This window comes from Streptomyces sp. NPDC004051, assembly GCF_053604275.1.
The window spans coordinates 1-22,149 of sequence record NZ_JBSGHG010000010.1 but is presented as its reverse complement, the minus strand read 5'-3'; the positions used below and the strand labels follow the sequence as shown (position 1 = coordinate 22,149).

Here is a 22,149-nt window from a genome sequence, read left to right as displayed (position 1 = left end):
GTTACTCCTTCGGTGCGGCGTCGGCCGGCTTCTGGCCGGGGAAGACGTCTTCGATCTCTTCCTCGGACCAGCCCTGGCGCGAGATGGCCTGCAGCTTGTCGGTCTCCGGCTTGCGGACGGCCTGGTACCGGGCGAGCGCCTCCTTCAGGGAGTCCGCGTCCCGCAGGGCGTCGGCGAGCGCGCCGGCGTCCTCGATGGCGGAGTTCGCGCCCTGGCCCTGGTGGTGCAGCATCGAGTGGGCGGCGTCGCCCAGCAGGACGACGGAGTCCGAGTGCCACGTGTCGACCGGGTCGATGTCGTAGACCGCGCGGATGTTCACGGTCGCCATGTCGAGGTCACGCGTGATGCTGACGAGGCGCTCGTCGAAGCCCTCCACCGTCGCCAGCATGTCCTCCTTGGTGTTCTGCGGGTTCCAGGTGCTGTCCGGACACAGGGCGGTGATGTCGAACGACACCTGGCCGCGGTGGCGCAGCGGCAGCAGGTAGATCTTCGTGCCCTTGCCGATGTACATCCGCAGGTTGTCGTCGGTGACCATCCCGTGGGCGGCGTCGACAGGGATGACGGCGCGGTAGGCGTGCTCGCCCGAGAAGACCGGACCCTTGTCGCTGAACAGCTGGTGGCGCACCACCGACTTGATGCCGTCGGCACCGACGACCAGGTCGGCCTCGACGGTCTTGCCGTTCGCGAAGGTGAGGACGGAGCGGTCGCCGTTGTCCTGGATGCTCTCCAGCTTGTGACCGAGGTGCACCATGCCTTCGGGGAGCACGCCGAGGAGGGCCTCGATGAAGTCACCGCGGTGGATCAGGTGGGTGTGGGTCTGCTCCCCGGAGACGGGCCACGTCTCTTTCATGATCGGCTCACCGGTGGCCGTGAGGATCTCGAAGTACTCGCTCGGCGAGCTCACCTTCGCGATCGCGTCGAAGATCCCCCACTCGCGGAAACGGTTCATGGTGGAGGGCCGCAGACCGATGCCGGCGCCGACCTCCCGGATCTGGGTCGCCTGCTCGTAGACGTCGACGTCGGCACCGAGCAGGCTGAGGGCCTTGGCCGCCGCCGCGCCGCCGTAGCCCGCTCCGACGATGGCGATCTTCAGGTTCTTCAGTTCTGAGGTCTGCATGGTGGTTCTCTCTGATTCTGGAGGGTCAGAAAAGCTCTGGAGGATCAGGAGGACTTCCGGAGGGTGAGGAAGTCGGCCGGGTTGTCGACGAAGATCGTCTTGATCGCGGCCTCGTCGAGACCGGCGGCGCGGAGGTCCGGGATGAGGTCCTCGAAGATGTAGTTGACGGTGTGGCCCTTGACGCCCGGCCAGCCCAGGGGGCTGCAGTTGGCATCGGCGGAGGCGAGGACCTGGTGCAGCCGGCCGTCGCCGATGAACCGGAGGAAGTGGTCGAGGCGCTCCTGGCGGGGGCGGGCCCAGAACGGCGGGTCCGGCAGCTCGGTCTCGTAGCCGAAGGTGTCGAAGCCGATGCGCCCGCCCTGCTCCGCGATCCAGACGTCGCGCGTCTTGTCGGCGTTCACGCCGTCGTCGACGTGCCCGAACAGGACGCGGTCCAGGGGGAGGCCCTCTTCGTTGAAGATCGCGATCGCGTTCTCGGCGTCGATCGCGAGGTGGGTCAGGACCGGCACGCCCGTGGTGAGCGCGGCGCGGGCCGCGGCCCGGTAGATGCGCTTGTCCAGGTCCGTCATGCGGCCGCCGCGGCTCACCCCGACCTTGATGACGCCGGCGAGGCTGCCGGTGCCGCCGATGCCGACGGTGATCTCGTGGACGAACTGACGGGTCAGGTAGTCCACGTCGGCCCGGGCGAAGTGCGGCAGGGCGGTGTCACCGCCGACGAAGCCGGTGCAGGCGACGATGTGGACGCCGGTCTTCGCGGACAGCGACTTGTAGTAGTCGACGTCGCGGCCGTTGCAGATCCCGGTCGCGTCCACGAAGGTGCCGCCGCCCAGCTCGTGGAACCTGCGCAGCTTCGGGACGGTCTCCTCGTACCGCTGCTCGGGGGTCTTCCACCACTTCGTGTCCAGCTCGGAGCCGGGCATGCCGTAGCCGATGTGCTCGTGGACGGCCACGAGACCCAGCTCCTCGGCCGGGACGGGCCCCAGGACGGTGTTCACTCTCGACACAACACTCACCTTTGCTGAAGAAACTCGATGGTCGTTCGTGGCGGCGCGCTCAGCGCGTCGACAGCAGGTCGCGCGGGTTCTCCACGAGGATCCGCTGCGCGTCCTCGTCGCCGAGAGCCCGTGCCTTCAGGAGCGGGACGAAGGTGGTCAGGACGTGGCTGTACGGGAGGTCGTTGCCGGGGTGGCCCTTCGCCACGCCGGTCGCGTTGCTCGAGAGCAGGACCCGGTTGCCGAGGCCGGCCCGTACCAGCTCGGCGACCAGGTCGGCGCGCTCGGCATCGGTGATGTGGGCCTCGTCCTCTGCACCGACGTGGTCGAGCGCGACGTAGGCGCCGCGGCGGGCGATCTCGAGGGGGGCGCCGGCGGCGACGGCGTCCTTGCGGTCGAGTCCGCCGACGACGACGCGGTCGGCCGGCAGCTTCTCCTCCAGGACGACGTCGAGGTCGTGGACGGCGTCGCTCCCGTAGCGGACGGAGACCGCGACGCCGGTGCTCAGGGCGGCCCGGGCCGCGCCGCGGAACAGGCTCTCGTCGGTCGCGGTCATGCCCCCGAGGGTCGCGGTGGTGGCCACCAGGCCGGCGGCGCCGCGGCGCTCCACGCGGGGGACCACCATGCCCTCGGTGACCTCCTCGGCGAAGAGGTCGGCGAACTTCTCGGCCGGCCACGGCGTCGGCGGGTTGGTCTGCGGCGTGAGGAAGTAGCCGCCGAGCAGCTCCTCCGGGCCCTGCCCCGTCGAGGCGACGATGTGCACGCCGGTCGTGCGGGAGAGGGTCTCGTACAGCCGGACGTCCCGGCCGTGGAACATGCCGGTGCTGTCGACGATCGTGCCGCCGCCGTGGGCCTGGAAGTCCTTCAGCTTCGCGGCGAGGGTCTCGAAGATCTCGGCGCGGTCGATGGTGATGTCGTACGCGTGCTCGGCGCCCGGGACCACGGAGAGCAGGGCCTCGTGGACCGCGACGACGCCCAGTTGCTCGGCCGGCACCGGGCCCAGAACGGTGTTGACGGTGTTGCTCTTGACGCTCATGCCTGCCCTCACGTGTTCAGTGGGGTGCCCAGCACCCTGTGGCTGCTGGCACAGTATCGATTCGGTTTACATAGCGTCAATGAAATGAACGACACGTAAAACGATGCACGAGGAGCAGTGTGCGCAAAAGTGGACTTTTCGACCGGCGCTGCACGTCAAGGCCCTCCGAAGAGGCACGGCCTCGTAGGTGTCAGAGTTCGGTCGCGACGTCGAACAGCAGCGCCCGGAGCCATTCCATGAAGTACTGATCGGCCAGCCGGGGGTTCCAGACCATGTCGATCCCGAGCCCGGGAAGCGGGAACGGGAACTCCTCGATCCGCAGATCGGCGAGCGTTCGCATGGCGGCGGCGACCCGGTAGCGGAGGAGTGCGACGCCGCCCGCGCGCGCCACCAGGAAGGGCACTAGCAGGAAGTCGGAACTCAACTGGCCGACGCGGTAGGTGACTCCCATCTCGTCGAGCACCGAATACGGGAAGACGCGCCGTTCGGTGTCGACGACGACGTGCGGCTGGGTGGTCAGGAGGTCGAGCGCGCTCGCTTCCGGCGGCGTGTCCGACGCGGCCATCACCACACAGCGGTCGTTGTACAGCCGCTCACGCGGGTACGGCGAAAAGTGCCCCTCGGAGAGCAGCACGACGTCGACCCCCCTGTCGGTGAAGGTGTCCTCCGTCGGCACCGTGATCGTGCGCAGCCGCAAGGTGGCGTGGGGCGCGCGCTCGGCGACGAGCTGGGCCAGCCGGGGACCGACGACGAACGCCGTGCTGTTCGTCAGGGCGATCGTGATGACGCGCCGGTCCGTGGCGGGATCGAAGCAGGGGAAGTTCACGATGTGCGCCGTCTGCTCCAGGGCACTGCGCAGTGGCGCGATCAGCTCCAGCGCGCGCGGGGTCAGCGTGAGGCCCGTGCCCTGCCGGACGACGAGGTCGTCCCCCAGCAGCCGTCGCATTCTGGTGAGGGCGTGGCTCATCGCCGGCTGGGAGAGACCGACCCGCTCCGCGGCCCTGGTCACCGAGCGTTCCTCGAGGAGCGCGAGGAGGGGCACCAGCAGGTTGAGGTTGACCGATGCCAGCCGGTCCAGCCCCGAACCCGTGGTGCCCTCTTCGCCCATGTGTCGACCTTACGCGGCTGCCTGGGTCATGCGACGCAGCCGCGGAATCGGGATCCGGTAGTTGAGCGCCACGACGTCGCCGGTGCCGTCCTCGTGCGGCCAGCGCATCAACGCCGGCCCGCCCCCGGGCCGCCCGTCGACGTACGTCGGCTCCCCTTCCGCCGGAAGGTGGCCCACCGCCTTCAGGCTCAGCCCGAACTGCTCGGTCCAGAAGTACGGTTGGAACCGGAGCGGCGGGCACTCCTCGCCGCGGACGAGCGCCGTGGCGGCGACCTTCGCCTGTTCGATCGCGCTGCTCCACAGGGGGACGCGGCGCAGACCGTGCGGGGTGGGGAAGGCCGCGAGATCACCGACGGCCGCGACGTCGGGGCGGACGAGCCCGCGCTCGTCGACCGGGATGGCCCCCTTCGCCGTGAGTCCCGAGCCCGCGAGCCACTCCGTGTTGGGCACGTCGCCGGCGGCGGTGACGACCAGCTCCGCGTCGAGGACCGGGCCCTCCTCGAGGACGACCCGAGTGCCTCCGTCCCGCTGTTCGAGCCGGGCCGCCGCGGTCTCGACGACGGTGAGCCCCTGGTCCAGCGCGGCCTTGACGAAGACGTCGGCGAGGTAGGGGCCGAGCTGGAGGATGAGGGGCACGCCCTGGGAGACGACGGTGACCCGGCAGCCGGCGGCCAGGCACCCGGAGGCGATCTCCATTCCGAGCGGGCCGCCGCCGACCACGACGACCGACGGTTTGTCCGCCAGCCGCTCGCGCAGGGACAGCGCGTCGTCGAGTCCCCGCAGGGTGAGCTCCCCGGGCAGGTCGGACAGCCGCCGCGCCCGGGAGCCGGTGGCCAGGACGACGCGGTCGTACGGCAGCTCCGTGCCGTCGTCGAGCGTGACGCGCCGACGGTCGAGGTCGAGTCCGGTCGCGCGTACGCCGAGCAGTTCGGCCGCTCCGTGACCGGCCGGTGGAAGCTCGTGCGACGACACGTCGTCCCGGTCGAGCAGAAGCGCCTTCGACAGGGCCGGGCGGCTGTACGCCGGGCGCGGTTCGTCGCCGACGATGGTCAGCTCGCCGTCGAAGCCGGCCGCACGGAGCGTGTCGGCCGCGGTGAGTCCGGCGATCCCGTTGCCGACGACCACGATGCGGTTCAGGGTGCTCGTACTCATATGACCTTCAGCGCGGCGACCGGGCACACGCGGGCGGCGGCGTTCGCCAGGGCGACGTCGGCCCCCTCGACCTCCTCACGGTCGAGCACCAGCTCGCCCTCGTCGTCGAGGTGCATGAGCTGCGGGGCGGCCTCCTCGCACAGGCCGTGGCCTTCGCAGCGGGGGCGGTCAAGAACGATCCTCATGCGGGGATCACCTCCAGGACGGGGAGCTCCTCGATGCTCCGGGTGGTGTTACTGGGAACGCGGACCTCGGAGCCGACGACGAGGCGCTCGACGCGCCGGGAGAGCGCGTCGATCACCGCGTGGGCCTCCAGGCGGGCGAGTCCCTGGCCCGCGCAGCCGTGCGGGCCGTAGCCGAACGACAGGTGGTCGACCGGATTGCGCTCGACGAGGAAGGCGTCCGGGTTCTCGTAGTGCCGGGGGTCGCGGTTGCCGGCGCCGAGCAGGACGGCGATCTGCGCGCCCGCGGGGATGACGGTCCCGTCGATCTCGACGTCCTTGGTGGCGCGCCGGCCCCAGGCGTTGATGGGCGGCCAGAAGCGCAGCACCTCGTTGAACGCCGCCGGTACCAGAGAGGGGTTCTCGCGGACCAGGGCGAGCTGGTCGGGGTGCCGGGCGAAGAGGGCGACGATGTTGCCGATCGCCGCGATGGTGGTGTCGACGCCGGCGCCGAGGTACTGGTGGATGATGTGGCCGGCCGTGCCCGGGGGAATGGCGCCGCGCGTCTCGGCCTCGAAGATGCCGCGGCCCACGGACCCCTCGGCCAGGTCGTCGGCCTTGACCTCGGAGCACCAACCGTAGAGTTCGCCGGCTACGGGGAAGTTCTCGGCCGTGCGCTGGTTCATCGGGCCGAGGACCTGCATGGCGGCCTGCCCCCAGCGCAGCATGTTGTCGCGCACGTGGCCGGTGAAGCCGATCAGGTCCGCCACGACCTCCAGCGGGAAGGCGCGGGCGAGGGCGTCGATCGCCTCGAAGGAACCCGTCTCGACGAGCTCGGCGACCAGGGCGTCCGCCTTCTTCTCGATCCCGCTCCTGAGACCGCGCAGGGCCCGCGGGGAGAGGTTCTCGGTGAGCGTGGCGCGCAGCTGGGTGTGCACCGGCGGGTCGGACGCGAGCGAGGTGCCGGCGAGCGCCTCGTTGGCCATCGGGTTGAAGGCGATCGAGGTCGAGGAGAACGACTCCCAGTCCGCGAGCGCGTCCCGGACGACGTCGTACCGTGTCAGCGCGTAGACGTCGTTCTTCTGAAGATGAACGACCGGACCCTGCTCCCGCAGTTCGGCGTAGACGGGGTAGGGGTCGAGCACGACCTCGTCGGCGAAGAGGTCGGTACCGGAGGTGGGTGGAGTGACCATGGCCCCAGTGAAGTGGCGATCTTCACATCCAGCAAGTGAATGTTTTACATGGTGCAACATGCACGCAATGCATGCTTCCCCTGGGGCGCCCCGTGGGTTCACACCGGGCGGCCGGCGGCCTTCCCCGCGCCGCGGCGACGGAAGGAACCGCGCGATACCGGCACGTACACGGTGACTCCGGACACCGGCAGAGGCAACTCCACCATTCCTTCAGGGTCTTGTTCGCCCATGGACTGGTCCGAGCCGTACGGCGCTCCCTAGGATGTACTCCCTGTCCAGCCAGTCCAGTTGGCACTCCGCAGGGGGAACGATGCACACCGGCAAGCAGCTGTCCACCGAGATCGACGCCACAGTGCCGACGGCCGCACGCATGTACGACTACTACCTGGGCGGCAAGGACAACTACTCGGCCGACCGTGCCGCCGTGGAAGAGCTCGACAAGGTGGTGCCCAGCACCCGCCGCCTGGCCCTGAACAACCGGCGCTTCCTCCAGCGCGTCGTCCGGGTCCTCACCCAGGACTACGGGATCCGGCAGTACCTCGACCACGGCTCCGGTCTGCCCACCCAGGACAACGTCCATCAGGTCGCCCAGCGCATCGACCCGACCACCCACGTGGTGTACGTCGACAACGACCCGATGGTCCTGGTGCACGGCCGCGCCCTGCTGGAGCAGGACGAGCGCACCGTGGTCATACAGGCCGACATGCGGGAGACCGACGAGATCTTCGGCCACACCGAGACGCAGCGCCTGATCGACTTCTCGCAGCCGGCCTGCGTGCTGTTCAACTCCGTGTTCCACTGCATCCCGGACAGCGACACCGACGGCCCGCTCGCCGTGGCCCGCCGGGTCCGTGAGCGGCTCGCACCGGGCAGCTTCCTGGTGATGTGCCAGCTGGTCAGCGAGGACGCCGAAGTCCGCAAGTCCGTCACGGAGTTCATGGACCAGGTGACCCAGGGGCACTGGGGCCGGGTACGGCAGGAGAGCGACGTCGAGTCGTACTTCGAAGGCCTGGAGGTCCTGGAGCCGGGCCTGGTGGAGGTCTCCACCTGGCGTCCGGACACGGAGGTGGCGCCCCGTCAGCTCACCCAGGAGTGGATCGAGTTCGGGGGCGTGGGCCGGATTCCGCTGTAGGTCCCGGCCCGCCGGGCCCCGGCACACCGCCGCCCCTCGCGCGAACCCGGATCACCGGGCCGCGCGAGGGGCTCCGTACGGTGCGCTCTCCGCGCCGGCCGCGCCTCGCGGAACGCTATGCCCCGGAATGCGGGGCGGAGCGGGGCGAGGGGTAGCGGCTCTCCATCGTGGTGCGCAGCAGGTCCAGGGAGTCACGGGGCCGCAGGGCCTCGTCGGCGAGGCGGTCCAGCGCGATCCGGTACTCCTCCGTCTCGTCGCGGTCCTCGAGGAAGTTGGCGCTCTTGATGTGCTCCAGGTAGACCACGTCGGGCAGATCGAGGCCGTCGAAGCGCAGATACGTCACCGGGATGGCGGGGGCCGACGCGTTGGTCACGTCCAACGGCACGATCTGCACCGTGACGTTGGGGCGCTCCGCCATCCGCGCGAGGTGTTCGAGCTGCTCGCGCATCACCTCGACGCTGCCCAGCACACGCAGCAGAACCGACTCGTCGATGACCGCCCACAGCTGTGGAGCCCCCTCGCGCAGCAGCAACTCCGCCCGCCGCATGCGCAGTTCCACGCGACGCCGGACCTCGCCGGCCGGGGCGTTGGGCAGGCCGCGCTCCACCACCGCGCGGGTGTAGGCGGCCGTCTGCAGCAGGCCGGGAACGTACTGGATCTCGAAGGTGCGGATGGTGGCGGCGGCCTCCTGCAGTCCGACCAGCCGGTCGAACCACTCGGGCATCAGCCGCTTGTCGTACCGCTGCCACCACCCCGGGTCCCCGGCCCGCTTGAGCAGTTTGAGGAGTACCGAGACCTCGTAGTCGTCGGTGCCGTACAGCTCCAGAAGCGCCCGGACGTCGCTCTCGGTGGGTGGGCGGCGCCCCTTGCCCGACTCGATGCGGGACAGTTTCGCCGCACTGAAACCGACGGAGCGCGCCGCCTGGTCCTGGGCCAGCTCGGCGTCCTCGCGAAAGCCCGCCAGCTGCACACCGACCAGCATCTTCAGCAGGGTCGGAGCCGGCTCGGGGCGGTCCAGGTAGGGTTCCAGGCGGGAGATTCGGTGCGAGGCGGCGGACATCCTGACTCCCAGCAGACCGGCACAAGGGCGATTCACACTATCGCACTTCTGCTCTGCCGCACTGCATCCACCCGCAGAAGTCCTGCGGAAACGGGAAGCCGGGCTTCGTCGCACCGCCCCGGCGCCGGGCTCCGGAGTGCTCAGACCAGGTGGTCGAACTCGCCGTCCCTCACCCCGGCCAGGAACGCCGCCAGCTCCGCGGCCGTGTAGACCAGCGCGGGACCGTCGGGATCGCGGGAGTTGCGCATCGCGACGCCGCCGTCGTCCAGCGGGGCCACCTCGACGCAGTTGCCCTCGGCGTTGCTGTGCCGACTCTTGACCCAGCAGGCGTCCAAGGAACTCGCCCGCACTCCGTTCCGCACTCCTGGCACCGCAGTCTCCTCGCTGTTCGCGGGTATCGCCGGACGGGGTCCGGCCGTTCACACGGGAGGGGCCGGGCCCGGTCGCCACCCGGCCCACCCCGCCGCGAAAAACTTCACGCAATTTCTCGTGCAATTGCACACGATCACTCTCAGCGTGGATAATAGTCGTGGCGTCAACCCCCTTGGTGGCGCCCTGTCCTGACGTCCCATCGGGGAGATGGCATGTCATCACCTGTGCACCAAGTGGCCGGGCCGAGCACCGGGATCGCGGTCCGGGCCCGGTTGCCGGACCGGCCGCCCTTCTGACCAGTCCCCCCACTCGACACAACCGCCGCGGAAAGGCACCCACGCGATGCGCAGCGCTTCGACGGAACACCCGGGCAGCGAGCGCCCTGTGCGCCACACGGCCCCGACCGGAATGGCACGTACGGCGCCCCTCATGTCACTGTCCCGGGTGCCGTGGCGCGACATCCAGGACTCCACCGGGTCGGCGGCGGCCATCCCCCTGCTGCTCAACGGCATCGCCTGGGGGGACGCCGACACGGCCCGGTCCGCACTGGCCGATCTGCGGAAACGCATCTGCCAGTACGGCTTCGTGGTGGAGCAGGCGACGGCCGCCACCGTCCCCTTCCTCTGGGAGCTGGCGCAGCTGCCGCACGTCACCTGTCGCGCCGAGATCATCCGGCTGCTCAAGGCGATCGCCGATGCCCGGCAGTGGGAGAGCACCGCCGCCGCGTATCCCAAGCTGCTCAATCGCCGCGAGAACCCGGTCGTGTGGGAGCGGGCCGCCCGGCAGGCGGTACGTGCCCGGCGGAGCGACCTGAACCGCCTGATGGCCGACCAGGACACCAAGATCGCCCGTGCCACGACCGAGCTGGCCCGCGCGCTGGCCGACTGAGCCCCTCCGAGCGCCTGGGGGACGAGCGCCGAGGGGCGAATGGCACGGGAGAGGACCGCGCGACCGGAAACGCACCACCGGTCGCGCGGTCCTCGGGCACGTCCGGCGGCGGGACCGTCGACGCCCCACCGTCGACGCCCCCGACCGGCCCGGGTCCCGTCACGGACACCCGTCGCCCGTCGAGGACGCGCCCTCGGGGCCTGTAGTTAAACTCGGCACATGGTCCGACTGATGGGCCGGTCCCAGGCCCGGTCGCCCCAGCGGCCCAGCACCGGGACCTCCCCACGTCGGCAGCGGCAGGGAGGCGACGGTCCGCGGTGGCGCCCACCGGCGTGGCTCCGGCCGGTGCTGAGCGCACGCAGCGTCGCAGGGCAGGTGTTCGTCCTGCATGTCGTGATCGTGCTGCTGCTGGTCCTGTCGGCCGTGATCGCGCTGGTGCTGCAAGTGCGGCACGACAGCACTCAGGAGGCTCGCAGCCGTTCGCTCGCCGTCGCGGAGACGCTCGCCCACGCGCCCGGCATCGTCGAGGCACTCAGATCCCCCGACCCCACTCTCCTGCTCCAGCCGCGCGCGGAAACCATCCGCAAACAGGCGAAGGTCGATTTCGTCGTCGTCATGAACACCGAGGGCATCCGCTACACACACCCCCAGAAGGACCGTATCGGCAAGAAATTCGTCGGCACCCTGCAGCCCGCGCTGGCCGGACGGCCGGTCACCGAGGAGATCACGGGCACCCTCGGTCCCCTCGTCCAGGCCGTGGTGCCGGTGAACGACCCCGACGGTGCCGTCGTGGGCCTGGTCTCGGCGGGAATCACGACCGAGCACGTCGGGGGCGCCGTCGACGACCAGCTGCCGCTGGTGCTGGCCACCGGGGGCGCCGCGCTGGTGCTGGCCACCGCGGGCGCGGCCCTGATCAGCAGACGCCTGCTGCGGCAGACCCACGGGCTGGGTCCGCACGAGATGACCCGGATGTACGAACACCACGACGCGGTGCTGCACGCGGTGCGGGAAGGCGTGATCATCCTCGCCGGCGACGGCACCCTGCTGCTCGCCAACGACGAGGCGCACCGGCTGCTCGGTCTGCCCGAGGACGCGGAGGGCCGTCACGTGCTCGACCTCCCCCTCGCCCCCGGCACCGCCGACCTGCTGTCCTCGGGACGCGTCGCCACGGACGAGGTGCATCAGGTCGGCGGCCGACTGCTGGCCGTCAACCAGCGGTCCACCGACCGCGCCGGGGGCCCGCCCGGCAGCGTCGCCACGATCCGCGACTCCACCGAACTGCGCGCCCTGTCCGGCCGCGCCGAGGCCGCGCGGGAGCGGCTGGACATGCTCTACGACGCCGGTGTGGCCATCGGGACCAGCCTGGACATCACCCGTACCGCCGAGGAGCTGACGGAACTCGCCGTACCGCGGTTCGCGGACTTCACCACGGTGGACCTCTTCGAGACGGTGCTGGCCGGCGGCCAGCCGGACGGGACGGACCCGGTGCGCCGCACGGCGGTGGCCGGCGTCCGCGAGGACGCCCCGCTGTACCCGGCGGGCACCCGGATCCGGTTCGTCGGGACGTCCCCGCAGGGCCGCAGCCTCACCACCGGCCGGCCGCTCGTCGAGCCCCGGCTGAGCGGGGCCCCGGGGTGGCGGGCGCAGGACATGGAGCGTTCCGGGCAGGTCGTGGAGTACGGCATCCACTCGCTGATCACCGTGCCGCTGCGGGCCGGTTCCCTGCTGCTGGGCGTGGTCAGCTTCTGGCGTTCCGAGAAGCCCGGGCCGTTCGACGAGGACGAGCTGGCCCTGGCGGAGGAACTGGTGGCACGGGCCGCGGTGGCCATCGACAACGCCCGCCGCTACACGCGCGAGCACGGCATGGCGGTCACGCTCCAGCGCAGCCTGCTGCCCCGCAGCCTGCCCGAGCAGAGCGCCCTGGACGTCGCCTACCGCTATCTGCCCGCCCAGGCCGGGGTGGGCGGTGACTGGTTCGACGTCCTGCCGCTGTCCGGGGCGCGGGTCGCGCTGGTGGTCGGCGATGTCGTCGGGCACGGGCTGCACGCCGCGGCCACCATGGGGCGGCTGCGCACCGCGGTGCACAACTTCTCCGCGCTCGACCTGCCGCCCGACGAGCTGCTGGGCCTGCTGGACGAGTTGGTCGGCCGCATCGACTCGGACGAGACGGAGGACGAGCACAGCGCCCCGGTGACCGGGGCGACCTGTCTGTACGCCGTCTACGATCCGGTCACCCGGAAGTGCAAGGTCGCCCGCGCCGGCCACCCGCCTCCCGCGCTGATCCACCCGGACGGCGCCGTGGAGTTCGTGGACGTGCCCGCCGGCCCGCCCCTGGGGCTGGGCGGGCTGCCGTTCGAGACGGTCGAGCTGGAACCGGCGGAGGGCAGCCGTCTCGTCCTGTACACCGACGGGCTGGTCGAGGACCGGGAGCACGACATCGACGTCGGTCTGGAGCTGCTGCGCGAGGCGCTGTCGCGGGCCGGTGACTCTCCCGAGGACACCTGCCGGGCCGTACTGGAGTCCCGGCGTCCGGCCAGGGCACGGGACGACATCGCCCTGCTGGTGGCCCGCACCCGGGCACTCGCCGCGGACCGGATCGCCCGGTGGCCGGTGCCCTCCGAACCGGCGGCCGTCGCCGAGGTGCGCGCCGAGGTCACCCGGAAGCTGACCGAGTGGGGACTGGAGGACCTCTCCTTCAGCACGGAGCTGATCCTGAGCGAGCTGGTCACCAACGCGATCCGCTACGGCGGCGGTCCCATCGAGGTGCGGATGCTGCGGGACCGCCAGCTGATCTGCGAGGTCTTCGACAGCAGCAGCACCTCGCCGCATCTGCGGTACGCGACCATGACCGACGAGGGCGGGCGCGGCCTGTTCCTGGTGGCGCAGCTGGCGGAGCGCTGGGGCACCCGCTACCTACCGGCCGGTAAGGTCATCTGGGCGGAGCAGCTCATCCCGTGACCACGGGGTCACGCCGGAAAGCGCATGAGGGGCTTCGAGGAGCCATAAGGGCCACTTATGTGCCCATAGACCGGACCCGCGTACCAGGTAAGGCAAGCCTTTGTTTAGGATCGAGTGACGCTCTTGCCATCACTCGAAGGGAATCTGCTCATGCCCCGCCCCCTGCGGGTAGCCGTCGTGGGATCCGGCCCCGCCGGGATCTACGCCGCCGACGCCCTGCTCAAGTCCGACGTGGCCGCCGAACCGGGCGTCTCCATCGACATCTTCGAGCGCATGCCGGCGCCGTTCGGTCTGATCCGTTACGGCGTCGCTCCCGACCACCCGCGGATCAAGGGCATCATCACGGCCCTGCACCAGGTGCTCGACAAACCGCAGATCCGTCTGTTCGGCAATGTGGACTACGGCACGGACATCCATCTCGACGACCTGCGCGCGTTCTACGACGCCGTGATCTTCGCCACCGGCGCGACCGCCGACCGGGCGATGTCCGTCCCGGGGATCGACCTCGACGGGTCCTACGGGGCGGCCGACTTCGTCTCCTGGTACGACGGTCATCCGGACGTGCCGCGCACCTGGCCGCTCGACGCGGAGAAGGTCGCCGTGCTCGGCGTCGGCAACGTCGCCCTCGACGTCGCCCGCATCCTGGCCAAGACGGCGGACGAACTGCTGCCGACGGAGATCCCGCCGAACGTCCACGAGGGGCTGAAGGCCAACAGGGCGCGGGAGATCCACGTCTTCGGCCGCCGCGGCCCGGCGCAGGCGAAGTTCAGCCCGATGGAGCTGAGGGAGCTGGACCACTCCCCCAGCATCGAGGTGATCGTCGACCCCGAGGACATCGACTACGACGAGGGCTCGATCGCGACCCGGCGCGGCAACAAGCAGGCCGACATGGTCGCCAAGACCCTGGAGAAGTGGGCGATCCGCGACGCCGGCGACCGTCCGCACAAGCTGTTCCTGCACTTCTTCGAGTCGCCGTCCGAGATCCTCGGCGAGGACGGCAAGGTGGTCGGCCTGCGCACCGAGCGCACGGAGCTGGACGGCACCGGCAACGTCAAGGGCACCGGCGAGTTCAAGGACTGGGACGTCAGCGCGGTCTACCGCGCGGTGGGCTACCTGTCCGACAAGCTCCCCAAGCTGCCCTGGGACATCGACTCCGGCACCGTTCCGGACGAGGGCGGCCGGGTCGTGCAGGAGAACGGCGAGCACCTGGCGTCCACCTACGTCACCGGGTGGATCCGTCGCGGCCCGGTGGGCCTGATCGGCCACACCAAGGGCGACGCCAACGAGACGGTGGCGAACCTGCTGGACGACTTCGCCAACGGCCGGCTGTCGGCCCCGGACTCGCCCGCCCCGGAGGCTGTGGACGCGTTCCTCGCCGAGCGCGCCGTCCGCTACACCACCTGGGAGGGCTGGTACCGGCTGGACGCCGCGGAGAAGGCGCTGGGCGAGCCGCAGGGACGCGATCGGGTGAAGCTCGTGGAGCGTGAGGACATGCTGCGGGAGAGCGGCGCGTGAGCTGAGGGCCGGACGTCCGGCGCCGGACGTACCGCCGACCTGCGGCCGGCCCCGGACTCCGGCCGGGGCCGTCATTCCGTGAGGGGCAGGCGGCCCGTCTCCCCCGGGTGGAGGCGGGCCGTGCGGTCCGGGAGGCGCACGTCGATCGGGGCGGGGCCGGAGGCGGGTACGACGATCTCCAGCAGGCCGCGTTCCAGCCTCAGCCGGACACCCCAGTGACCGCGGTAGCGCAGGCTGAAGCCGTAGGAGGACAGCTCCGGCAGGGGCACCGGGTCCAGCCTCAGATCGCCGTCCCGGGTCTCCAGCCCGGGCAGTCCGCGCTGGACCAGGTCGAGGGTACCGGCCATGGCACCGAGGTGAATGCCCTCGCCGGTGGTCCCGCCCTGGACGTCCGCGATGTCCCCGCGCAGCGCCTCCTGGCAGAACGTCCAGGCCTCGGCGCGCCGCTCACGGGCCAGCACCCAGCCGTGGACGAGGCCGCTGAGGGTGGAGCCGTGGCTGGTGCGGTGCAGGTAGTGGTCCACCGTGAGCCGCCAGGTCGCCTCGTCCAGCTCATGCCCCAACCGGCGGAACAGGCCCTGTAGTTCGGCCGGAGCGAACAGATAGCCGAGCATCAGGACGTCCGCCTGCTTCGAGGCCCGGTAGCGGTTGACGGTGTCGCCCTCGGCTTCCAGGATCCGGTCCAGCCGCCGGATGTCGTCGTAACGCCGCCGGTAGTCCTGCCAGTCGAGCTCGGCGAGCTTTCCGTACCCCTCGAACTGGCTGATGACGCCGTCGTGGAAGGGCACGTGCAGGGTGCGGGAGACCTCCTCCCACTTCTCGAGTTCGCTTCCGTCCAGGCCCGTGCGTTCGTCGAGTTCCCGCCGGCGCGGCTCGGGCAGGGAGCGCAGCACGTCGAGGGTGTGGGCGAGCACCCAGGCGGCGGTCACGTTCGTGTACGCGTTGTCGTCCAGTCCGGGCTCGGCCGCGTCGGGGTAGGCGTCGTGGTACTCGTCCGGGCCGACCACACCCTTGATCCGGTGCCGTCCCAGCAGCGGGTCCCAGGCGGCGGCGTCCGCCCAGAAGCGGGAGATCTGCAGCAGCAGTTCGGCGCCCTTGGTGTGCAGGAACTCGCTGTCGCCACTGGCCTCGCAGTACTGCCACACGTTGTACGCGATCGCCGAACCCACATGGTGCTGGAGGTGGGAGTGGTCGGGCACCCAGCGGCCCGACCGCGGGTTGAGGTGGACCTGCTGGGCCTCCTCCCGGCCGTCGCTGCCGCTCTGCCAGGGGAACATCGCCCCCCTGCGTCCGGCGTCCCGGGCGGCGGTCAGGGCCCGGCCCAGCCGGCGGTGCCGGTAGTGCAGCAGGGCGCGGGAGACCTCGGGGAAGTGCAGGTTGAGGTAGGGCAGCACGAACAGCTCGTCCCAGAAGACGTGTCCGCGGTAGGCCTCGCCGTGCAGCCCCCTGGCCGGCACCCCCACGTCCAGGTCCGCGGTGTGCGGCGAGAGGGTCTGGAGCACGTGGAAGAGGTGCAGCCGCAGAATGCTGCCGGCCTCGCCGGGGACGTCCAGTTCGCCCCGGCGCCACAGCTGGCCCCAGGCCGTCCGGTGGGTCTCCAGCAGTTCGTCGTAGGCGGGCACACGGCCCACCCGGTCGACGGCGGCGTGCAGGGGGTCGCTGATGGCCGGGTCCCGCGAGGTGTGCAGGGCGACGATCTTGTCCACGGTCGCGGTGTGGCCCGGAGTCAGGTGCAGACGGGTCGACTGGACGGCACGCCGCTCCTCCCTGCGGATCGCGGTGGGCGCCTCGGACAGCAGCCGGGAGGCGAAGGCGATCAGGATGTCCGAGGTACGGGTGCGGCAGCTCAGCCACACCGTGTCCGGAGCCGAGCTGCCGCTGTGCACATGGGTCAGATGCCGGCCGTCCAGGTCCCGGTAGCGTGCCACTCCCGCGTTGGTGACGCCGCCGTCGAGCGCCGCCTCGACCTCGAGGGCGCCGGAGTGCTGCTCCCCCGTGAACTCGGTCCGCAGCGCGGCCAGATGGGGGTCGGCCATGTGCACCAGCCGTTCCTGGCGCACCCTCAGCACCTGGCCGCCGCCCAGGTCGTACCGGGTCAGGCGCTCCAGCAGCCCCGAGGCCATCCGCAGGGTCTCGTGGTGGTCGAGCACGGTCGCGGTGTCGGGGGTGAGCCAGGGGCCGCCGGGCAGCCGGAAGCGCAGCGGCAGCCAGTTGGGGAGGTTGACGAGGTCCTCGTTCTCCACCTGCCGCCCGGCGACCTCCGAGATGAGCCGGTCGTAGCAGCCGGCCGTGTAGGTGCCCGGGTAGTGCACCTCGTCGGCGGTGCACTCCGGCAGCGCTCCCCGGGTGGCGAGGTAGCCGTTGCCGAGCGTGCACAGTGACTCCCGCAGGCGCGCCTCGGCGGCGTCGTATCCCTCGTACTCCCAGGTCCAGCCCGTCACGAAGACGCTCCTTCCGCGGTCGGCCCGGCGGAGAGCCCCGGTGGTCCGGCACGGGGTACCCCGCCCCGGGCCCGGCCACACACGGCCGGGGACAGGCTCTAACTCTCCCGCACCGGCGCGCGCCACACCAGGGCGGTGCCTCCCTCCGCCGAACTGTCGATCTCCAGTTCGCCCCCGAGTTGCGCGGCCCGCTCGGCCATGTTGCGCAGTCCGCTGCGGCGGCCGCCGGCCGGGATGCCCACGCCGTTGTCGGAGACGGTCAGCCGCACCTCGCGGCCGTCGGTCTCGAGGGCCACCTGGGCGCGGTCGGCGCGCGCGTGCCGGGCGATGTTGGTCAGGGACTCGGACAGGACGGCCACCACATGGTCGGCGGTCTCCTTCGACACATGGGTGTCGACCAGGCCCTCCATCCGCACACTGGGGGCGAAGCCGAGCAGGGGGGCCGCCTCGCCGACCACCCGCACGACGCGGGCCCGCAGACCGCTCCCGGAAGCGGTGTCGTGCGCGCGCAGACCGAAGATGGTCGACCTGATGATCTTTATGGTCTCGTCCAGGTCGTCCACCGCCCGGGCGACCCGCTCCGAGGCCTCCTTGTGCTCGATGAAGCGGCCGGCGCTCTGCAGCGTCATCCCGGTGGCGAACAGCCGCTGGATCGCCAGGTCGTGCAGGTCCCGGGCGATCCGGTCCCGGTCCTCGAGCACGGCGATCTGCGCGGCGTCGCGGCGCCGCTCCGCGAGTTCCATCGCCACGGCCGCCTGCGCGGCGAAGCCCTGCAGCGGTTCGATCTCCTTCTCGGAGAACTCTCCGGCGCCGGTGGCGCGCACCAGCAGGACGACGCCCCGGACGCCGTCGTCCGATCCGACGGGCACCGCCACCGCCGGGCCGAGTCCGGCGAAACGCGGTGGTCCGGACGAGACCCTCTCGTCGCTGGAGACGTCCGGGCTGGTGACGGGGGCGGCGCTGGTGAACGCCCGGCCCAGCAGACTGTCGTCGACGGGTACGACGAGCCCGCGGTGGGCGTCCGCCTCCTGTCCGATGGCCACCTCCACGGTCAGTGATCCGGTGCCCTCCATCGGCACCGCCACCTCGGCGAGCGCGGCGCCGGTGATCTCCCTGGCGCGTTCGGCGATCAGCAGGAGGGCCTCGCTGCCGCCGCCGCCGGACATCAGGGCGTGGGTGATCTCCGTGTTCGCCTGCAGCCACCGCTCCCGCAGCCGGGACTCCTCGTAGAGCCGGGCGTTGTCGATGGCCACGCCGGCGGCGACGGCCAGGGTCGACAGGACCGACTCGTCCTCCTCGTCGAACTTCGCCCCGGCGCGCTTCTCGGTGAGGTACAGGTTGCCGAAGATCTGGTCCCGGACCCGGATGGGGACGCCGAGGAAGCTGTTCATCGGCGGGTGGTGGGGCGGGAATCCGTAGGAGGAGGGGTGGTCGGAGAGCTTGTCCAGCCGCAGCGTCTCGGGGTGGCGGATCAGTTCCCCGAGGATGCCGTGTCCCTCGGGGAAGTGGCCGATGCGGGCGATCACCTCCTCGCTGACGCCGACGGTGTGGAAGGCCGACAGCCGTTTGCCGTCGGGGCCGATCACACCGAGGGCGGCGTACTCCGCGTCGACCAGCACCGCCGCGGCGTCGACGATGCTGTGCAGGACCTGCTTCAGGTCGAGCTCGCGCCCCACCTCGAGGACGGCCTCCAGCAGGCTGTGCACCCGGTCACGCGTGCCGCGGGCCGCGTCGATCCGGGCCTGGAGCTCCTCCAACAACTCGTCCAGCCTCAGCTGCGGCAGCCGAAGACGGGCGTCCCCGTCCCGCTCGGAGCTCTCCACCCCTGGTCCTCCCGTTCGTTCGCCCTGCCGGGAACGTGCCCCCGGCAGGTGCCACGGTAACGGGACCCGCACGACCGCGTCCCACCGAATGCCGCACCCGGCGTCAGCGGTCCGTGCGCCGCAGCCGGTCCTGGGCCTGAGTGGCGATCACGGCGGCCTGGATCCGGCGCTCCACACCGAGCTTGGCCAGCAGCCGGGAGATGTGGTTCTTCACCGTCTTCTCCGCGAGGTACAGCCGCTGGCCGATCTGCCGGTTGGTCAGCCCCTCACCGATCAGCGCGAGGATCTCCCGCTCGCGCTCGGTCAGTCCCGGCAGGGCGTCCTGCTCCTCCTCCGGCTCCTCCTGCTCCTGCCGCAGCCGGGCCATCAGGCGGGTGGTGGCGCTCGGGTCGAGCAGGGACTGCCCCGAGGCGACCGTCCGCACGGCCGCCACCAGGTCAGAGCCCTGGATCTGCTTCAGCACATAGCCGGAGGCACCCGCCATGATCGAGTCCAGCAGGGCCTCCTCGTCGTCGAACGAGGTGAGCATCAGACAGGCCAGGTCCGGCATCTTCGAGCGCAGCTCGCGGCAGACGGTCACACCGTCGCCGTCGGGCAGGCGGACGTCGAGCACCGCCACGTCGGGGCGGAGCGCGGGGACGCGGACCAGGGCCTGCTCGACGGTGGCGGCCTCACCGACCACGGTGATGTCCGGTTCGTCGTTGAGCAGGTCGTGCACTCCGCGGCGGACCACCTCGTGGTCGTCCAGCAGGAAGACCCGGATGGGCCGGTCGGGTCCGGGCTGCTCGCTGTCCGCCATCTGACGCTCCTTGTTCTCGGCTGTCCCTGGCTGTACCTGGCCGTCCCTGTATACCCGGTACACCGGGTACACCGGCCGGGCGGTCCCTCCGGGGAGATCCTTCTCGATCACGGGCCGGACGGCCAGAGCCGACCGGTCCTGCTTTCCCGGAGGACCCGTTCCGTCCCGGGGCGCCCGCCGTCCCGTGGATGCGGCCGGGGCCGGTCGGTCCGGGATGTCGGGACCATCGGCACCTGTGCCACGGCGCGCGGCCGGGCCATCCTCGAGGACAGGAGCGGCGCCGATCCCCCGCGGTGTCGCTCCGCTCACGATACCGGCGCCCGCCCGCCCCCGTCCCCGCCCCGGGTGCCGTACTCACCGGTCAGTGCCGGTCGGCCCCGGTAGGGCCGCCGCGGCCGGGGCCGGCCGGCCCTACCGGCGGACCCGCCGCCCGGGTTGTCTGGAGGGTATGCCCCAGAACCCCAGCCGGTCCGCGGCGGAGCCTCCCGAACGGACCGTCGCCGGCACGACGGTCGTCACCCCGAGCGGTGAACTCGACCTGCGCACCGCACCCGTTCTGTCGCGGCGCCTGGACGCGCTGACCGACCGGGCCCTTCCCGACCTGGTGCTCGACCTGCGCGCCGTCTCCTTCATCGACTGCTCGGGGCTGAGGGTGCTGTGCCGCACCCGCAACCGGGTGCTGGCCCGCGGCGGGCGGCTGCGGCTGATCACGGACCGGCCCTCCTTCCTGCGCCTCCTCCGCCACGCCCGGCTCACCGGCGTCTTCGAGCTGCTCCCCCTGCTGCCCGCGGAGCTCGACGCGGCCGCCCCCACGGTGCGCGAAAGCCACTGAACAGCGCCGTGGGTCCCCCGTGGCCGAGCCGATCGGCCCTGCCGGGGCGCGGCGTCCGGGACCGAAGGTCCCCTTCTTCCCGGCCGATGGGCCCCAGTGCCCCGTCCTCGCGGGTTACCGACGGAAACCTTCCTGTCGGATTGCTATACAGGTGGTGCCGCCGGTCCGGAACGGCGGCCCAACACCCTTACTCCGTCACGTTGTCGGGAGACCTCATGCTGTCCGAAGAATCTGCCGCAGTGGTCCGGGCCACCCTTCCCGCCGTGGCCGGAGCGCTCGACGAGATCACCGCACGTTTCTACGGCGCGATGTTCCGCGACCGCCCCGAACTGCTGGACGGCATGTTCAACCGGGGCAATCAGGCCAGTGGTGCCCAGCGCCGGGCGCTGGCCGGTTCCATCGCCGGTTTCGCGCAGGCGCTGCTCGCCGACCCGGACACCCGGCCGGACGCCCTGCTGGCACGGATCGCGCACAAGCACATCGCGGTCGGGGTCACCGACGACCAGTACACGATCGTGCACAAGTACCTGTTCGGCGCGATCGCGGAGGTGCTGGGCGAGGCCGTCACCCCGGAGGTGGCCGCCGCCTGGGACGAGGTGTACTGGCTGATGGCCGGTGCCCTCATCGGGCAGGAGGCCCGCCTCTACCAGAGGGCGGGGGTGGAACCGGGCGCGATATGGCGGCAGTGGACGGTCGTCGAGCGGCACGAGGAGACCCCCGACGTGGTGTCGTTCCTGCTGCGCCCGGCCGACGGTGAGCCCGCCCCGCCCGCACGGGCCGGGCAGTACGTGAGCGTGCGGCTGCGGATGCCCGACGGGGTGCACCAGCTGCGCCAGTACAGCCTGTCCTCGGACCCCGGGGGCGACCTGCGCCGCATCACCGTCAAACGCGTCACCGGCGAGGCGGGGGCACCGGACGGCGAGGTGTCCGACCTGCTGCACGAGCAGACCGGTGTGGGAGACGAACTCGCGCTGTCCGTCCCGGCCGGCGACGTGGCCCTGGACGAGGCCGACACCCCGCTGGTGCTGGTCTCGGCCGGTATCGGCTGCACCCCCATGGTGGGCATGCTCGCCCGGCTCGCCGCGACGGGCTCGGCCCGCCGGGTCCTGGTGCTGCACGCCGACACCTCGCCCGACGAGCACGCCCTGCGCGCCGAGGTGCGGTCGCTGGTGGAGCAACTCCCGGACGCCCGCGCGGTCTTCTGGTACGAGCGGCCGGGTGCCGAGGAACCCGACGCGCGCAGCGGCCTGATGGACCTCGCCGGGATCGACGTCCCCTCGGACGCGTCGGTGTACCTGTGCGGTCCGCTGCCGTTCATGCGCACGGTGCGGGGCGGGCTCCTGGGTGCGGGTGTCCCCGCCCGGCAGATCAGCTACGAGGTCTTCGGTCCCGACCTCTGGCTCCCCGACGCGGCCTGACCCCGCGGCCGGCGCCGCACCGGGCGTGTGCCCTTCGCGAGTGGTGTTCGCGATGTTGTCCATCGAAAGCGCGTCGTACGACGTGTCGGCGAACAGCTTTCGCCCGATGGCGATGAGTTCGGCACGGCGTGCCAGCGAACGCTCGGTGCTGC

The 22,149-nt window shown here is 71.4% G+C and carries 18 protein-coding genes; 6 read left to right on the top strand and 12 right to left on the bottom strand.

Translation table 11 applies throughout. From position 1 onward, the window contains the following. Position 1 precedes the first annotated feature (1 nt). The 7 genes from ACWEQO_RS13510 to ACWEQO_RS13480 form a co-directional block, all read right to left on the bottom strand. Positions 2–1,117: an FAD-dependent oxidoreductase gene (locus ACWEQO_RS13510; protein WP_452982335.1), complete on the bottom strand. Its 1,116-nt coding sequence runs from the start codon at positions 1,115–1,117 to the stop codon at positions 2–4. Positions 1,118–1,161: 44 nt separating this feature from the next. Next, positions 1,162–2,121 carry a phosphotriesterase family protein gene (locus tag ACWEQO_RS13505; protein ID WP_452982332.1) on the bottom strand — a complete coding sequence of 320 codons (960 nt, stop codon included), beginning with the start codon at positions 2,119–2,121 and terminating at the stop codon, positions 1,162–1,164. A 49-nt stretch (positions 2,122–2,170) separates the two neighbouring features. After that, the gene (locus ACWEQO_RS13500; RefSeq protein WP_452982329.1) at positions 2,171–3,145 is read right to left on the bottom strand and encodes a phosphotriesterase family protein; all 975 of its coding nucleotides are present in this window, start codon (positions 3,143–3,145) and stop codon (positions 2,171–2,173) included. Between the two features lie 190 nt (positions 3,146–3,335). Continuing rightward, positions 3,336–4,253, bottom strand: a complete 918-nt coding sequence (locus ACWEQO_RS13495) for a LysR family transcriptional regulator (RefSeq protein ID WP_452982326.1) — start codon at positions 4,251–4,253, stop codon at positions 3,336–3,338. Positions 4,254–4,262: 9 nt separating this feature from the next. Further along, positions 4,263–5,405: an NAD(P)/FAD-dependent oxidoreductase gene (locus ACWEQO_RS13490; RefSeq protein WP_452982323.1), complete on the bottom strand. Its 1,143-nt coding sequence runs from the start codon at positions 5,403–5,405 to the stop codon at positions 4,263–4,265. Next, positions 5,402–5,590 carry a ferredoxin gene (locus ACWEQO_RS13485; RefSeq protein ID WP_361459692.1) on the bottom strand — a complete coding sequence of 63 codons (189 nt, stop codon included), beginning with the start codon at positions 5,588–5,590 and terminating at the stop codon, positions 5,402–5,404. The genes ACWEQO_RS13490 and ACWEQO_RS13485 overlap by 4 nt, the downstream gene beginning before the upstream one ends. Further along, on the bottom strand, positions 5,587–6,759 hold the full coding sequence (locus ACWEQO_RS13480; RefSeq protein WP_452982320.1) for a cytochrome P450: 1,173 nt from the start codon (positions 6,757–6,759) through the stop codon (positions 5,587–5,589). Before ACWEQO_RS13480 ends, ACWEQO_RS13485 begins: the two co-directional genes overlap by 4 nt. A gap of 310 nt (positions 6,760–7,069) precedes the next feature. On the opposite strand from ACWEQO_RS13480, the gene ACWEQO_RS13475 reads away from it, so the two are divergent. After that, positions 7,070–7,891: an SAM-dependent methyltransferase gene (locus ACWEQO_RS13475; RefSeq protein ID WP_452982317.1), complete on the top strand. Its 822-nt coding sequence runs from the start codon at positions 7,070–7,072 to the stop codon at positions 7,889–7,891. Positions 7,892–8,006: 115 nt separating this feature from the next. On the opposite strand, the gene ACWEQO_RS13470 is transcribed toward ACWEQO_RS13475, so the two are convergent. Together ACWEQO_RS13470 and ACWEQO_RS13465 are read right to left on the bottom strand one after the other, a co-directional pair. Beyond that, on the bottom strand, positions 8,007–8,951 hold the full coding sequence (locus tag ACWEQO_RS13470) for a helix-turn-helix domain-containing protein (protein WP_361459695.1): 945 nt from the start codon (positions 8,949–8,951) through the stop codon (positions 8,007–8,009). 140 nt (positions 8,952–9,091) lie between these two features. Continuing rightward, a complete protein-coding gene (locus ACWEQO_RS13465; protein WP_361459696.1) occupies positions 9,092–9,322 on the bottom strand; it encodes a DUF397 domain-containing protein in 231 nt (76 codons plus the stop codon). Positions 9,323–9,665: 343 nt separating this feature from the next. Between ACWEQO_RS13465 and ACWEQO_RS13460 the strand changes: the two genes are divergently transcribed. The 3 genes from ACWEQO_RS13460 to ACWEQO_RS13450 all read left to right on the top strand — a co-directional run bounded on the left by ACWEQO_RS13460 (position 9,666) and on the right by ACWEQO_RS13450 (position 14,684). Then, positions 9,666–10,211 carry a hypothetical protein gene (locus ACWEQO_RS13460; protein ID WP_361459697.1) on the top strand — a complete coding sequence of 182 codons (546 nt, stop codon included), beginning with the start codon at positions 9,666–9,668 and terminating at the stop codon, positions 10,209–10,211. 219 nt (positions 10,212–10,430) lie between these two features. Further along, on the top strand, positions 10,431–13,169 hold the full coding sequence (locus tag ACWEQO_RS13455; RefSeq protein ID WP_452982312.1) for a SpoIIE family protein phosphatase: 2,739 nt from the start codon (positions 10,431–10,433) through the stop codon (positions 13,167–13,169). Between the two features lie 150 nt (positions 13,170–13,319). Continuing rightward, positions 13,320–14,684, top strand: coding sequence for an FAD-dependent oxidoreductase (locus ACWEQO_RS13450; protein WP_452982309.1), 1,365 nt, complete (start codon positions 13,320–13,322; stop codon positions 14,682–14,684). 71 nt (positions 14,685–14,755) lie between these two features. On the opposite strand, the gene ACWEQO_RS13445 is transcribed toward ACWEQO_RS13450, so the two are convergent. From ACWEQO_RS13445 to ACWEQO_RS13435, 3 genes are all read right to left on the bottom strand, one after another. Then, positions 14,756–17,125, bottom strand: coding sequence for a glycoside hydrolase family 65 protein (locus ACWEQO_RS13445; protein WP_452982306.1), 2,370 nt, complete (start codon positions 17,123–17,125; stop codon positions 14,756–14,758). Positions 17,126–17,223: 98 nt separating this feature from the next. Beyond that, positions 17,224–18,948, bottom strand: a complete 1,725-nt coding sequence (locus ACWEQO_RS13440; protein WP_452982303.1) for a GAF domain-containing protein — start codon at positions 18,946–18,948, stop codon at positions 17,224–17,226. Between the two features lie 103 nt (positions 18,949–19,051). Beyond that, on the bottom strand, positions 19,052–19,747 hold the full coding sequence (locus tag ACWEQO_RS13435; protein WP_361459702.1) for a response regulator transcription factor: 696 nt from the start codon (positions 19,745–19,747) through the stop codon (positions 19,052–19,054). A gap of 448 nt (positions 19,748–20,195) precedes the next feature. Between ACWEQO_RS13435 and ACWEQO_RS13430 the strand changes: the two genes are divergently transcribed. Then, on the top strand, positions 20,196–20,579 hold the full coding sequence (locus ACWEQO_RS13430) for an STAS domain-containing protein (protein ID WP_361459703.1): 384 nt from the start codon (positions 20,196–20,198) through the stop codon (positions 20,577–20,579). Between the two features lie 215 nt (positions 20,580–20,794). Further along, complete coding sequence (locus ACWEQO_RS13425; RefSeq protein WP_361459704.1) at positions 20,795–21,997, top strand: globin domain-containing protein; 1,203 nt, start codon at positions 20,795–20,797, stop codon at positions 21,995–21,997. The last annotated feature ends 152 nt before the right edge of the window (positions 21,998–22,149 follow it).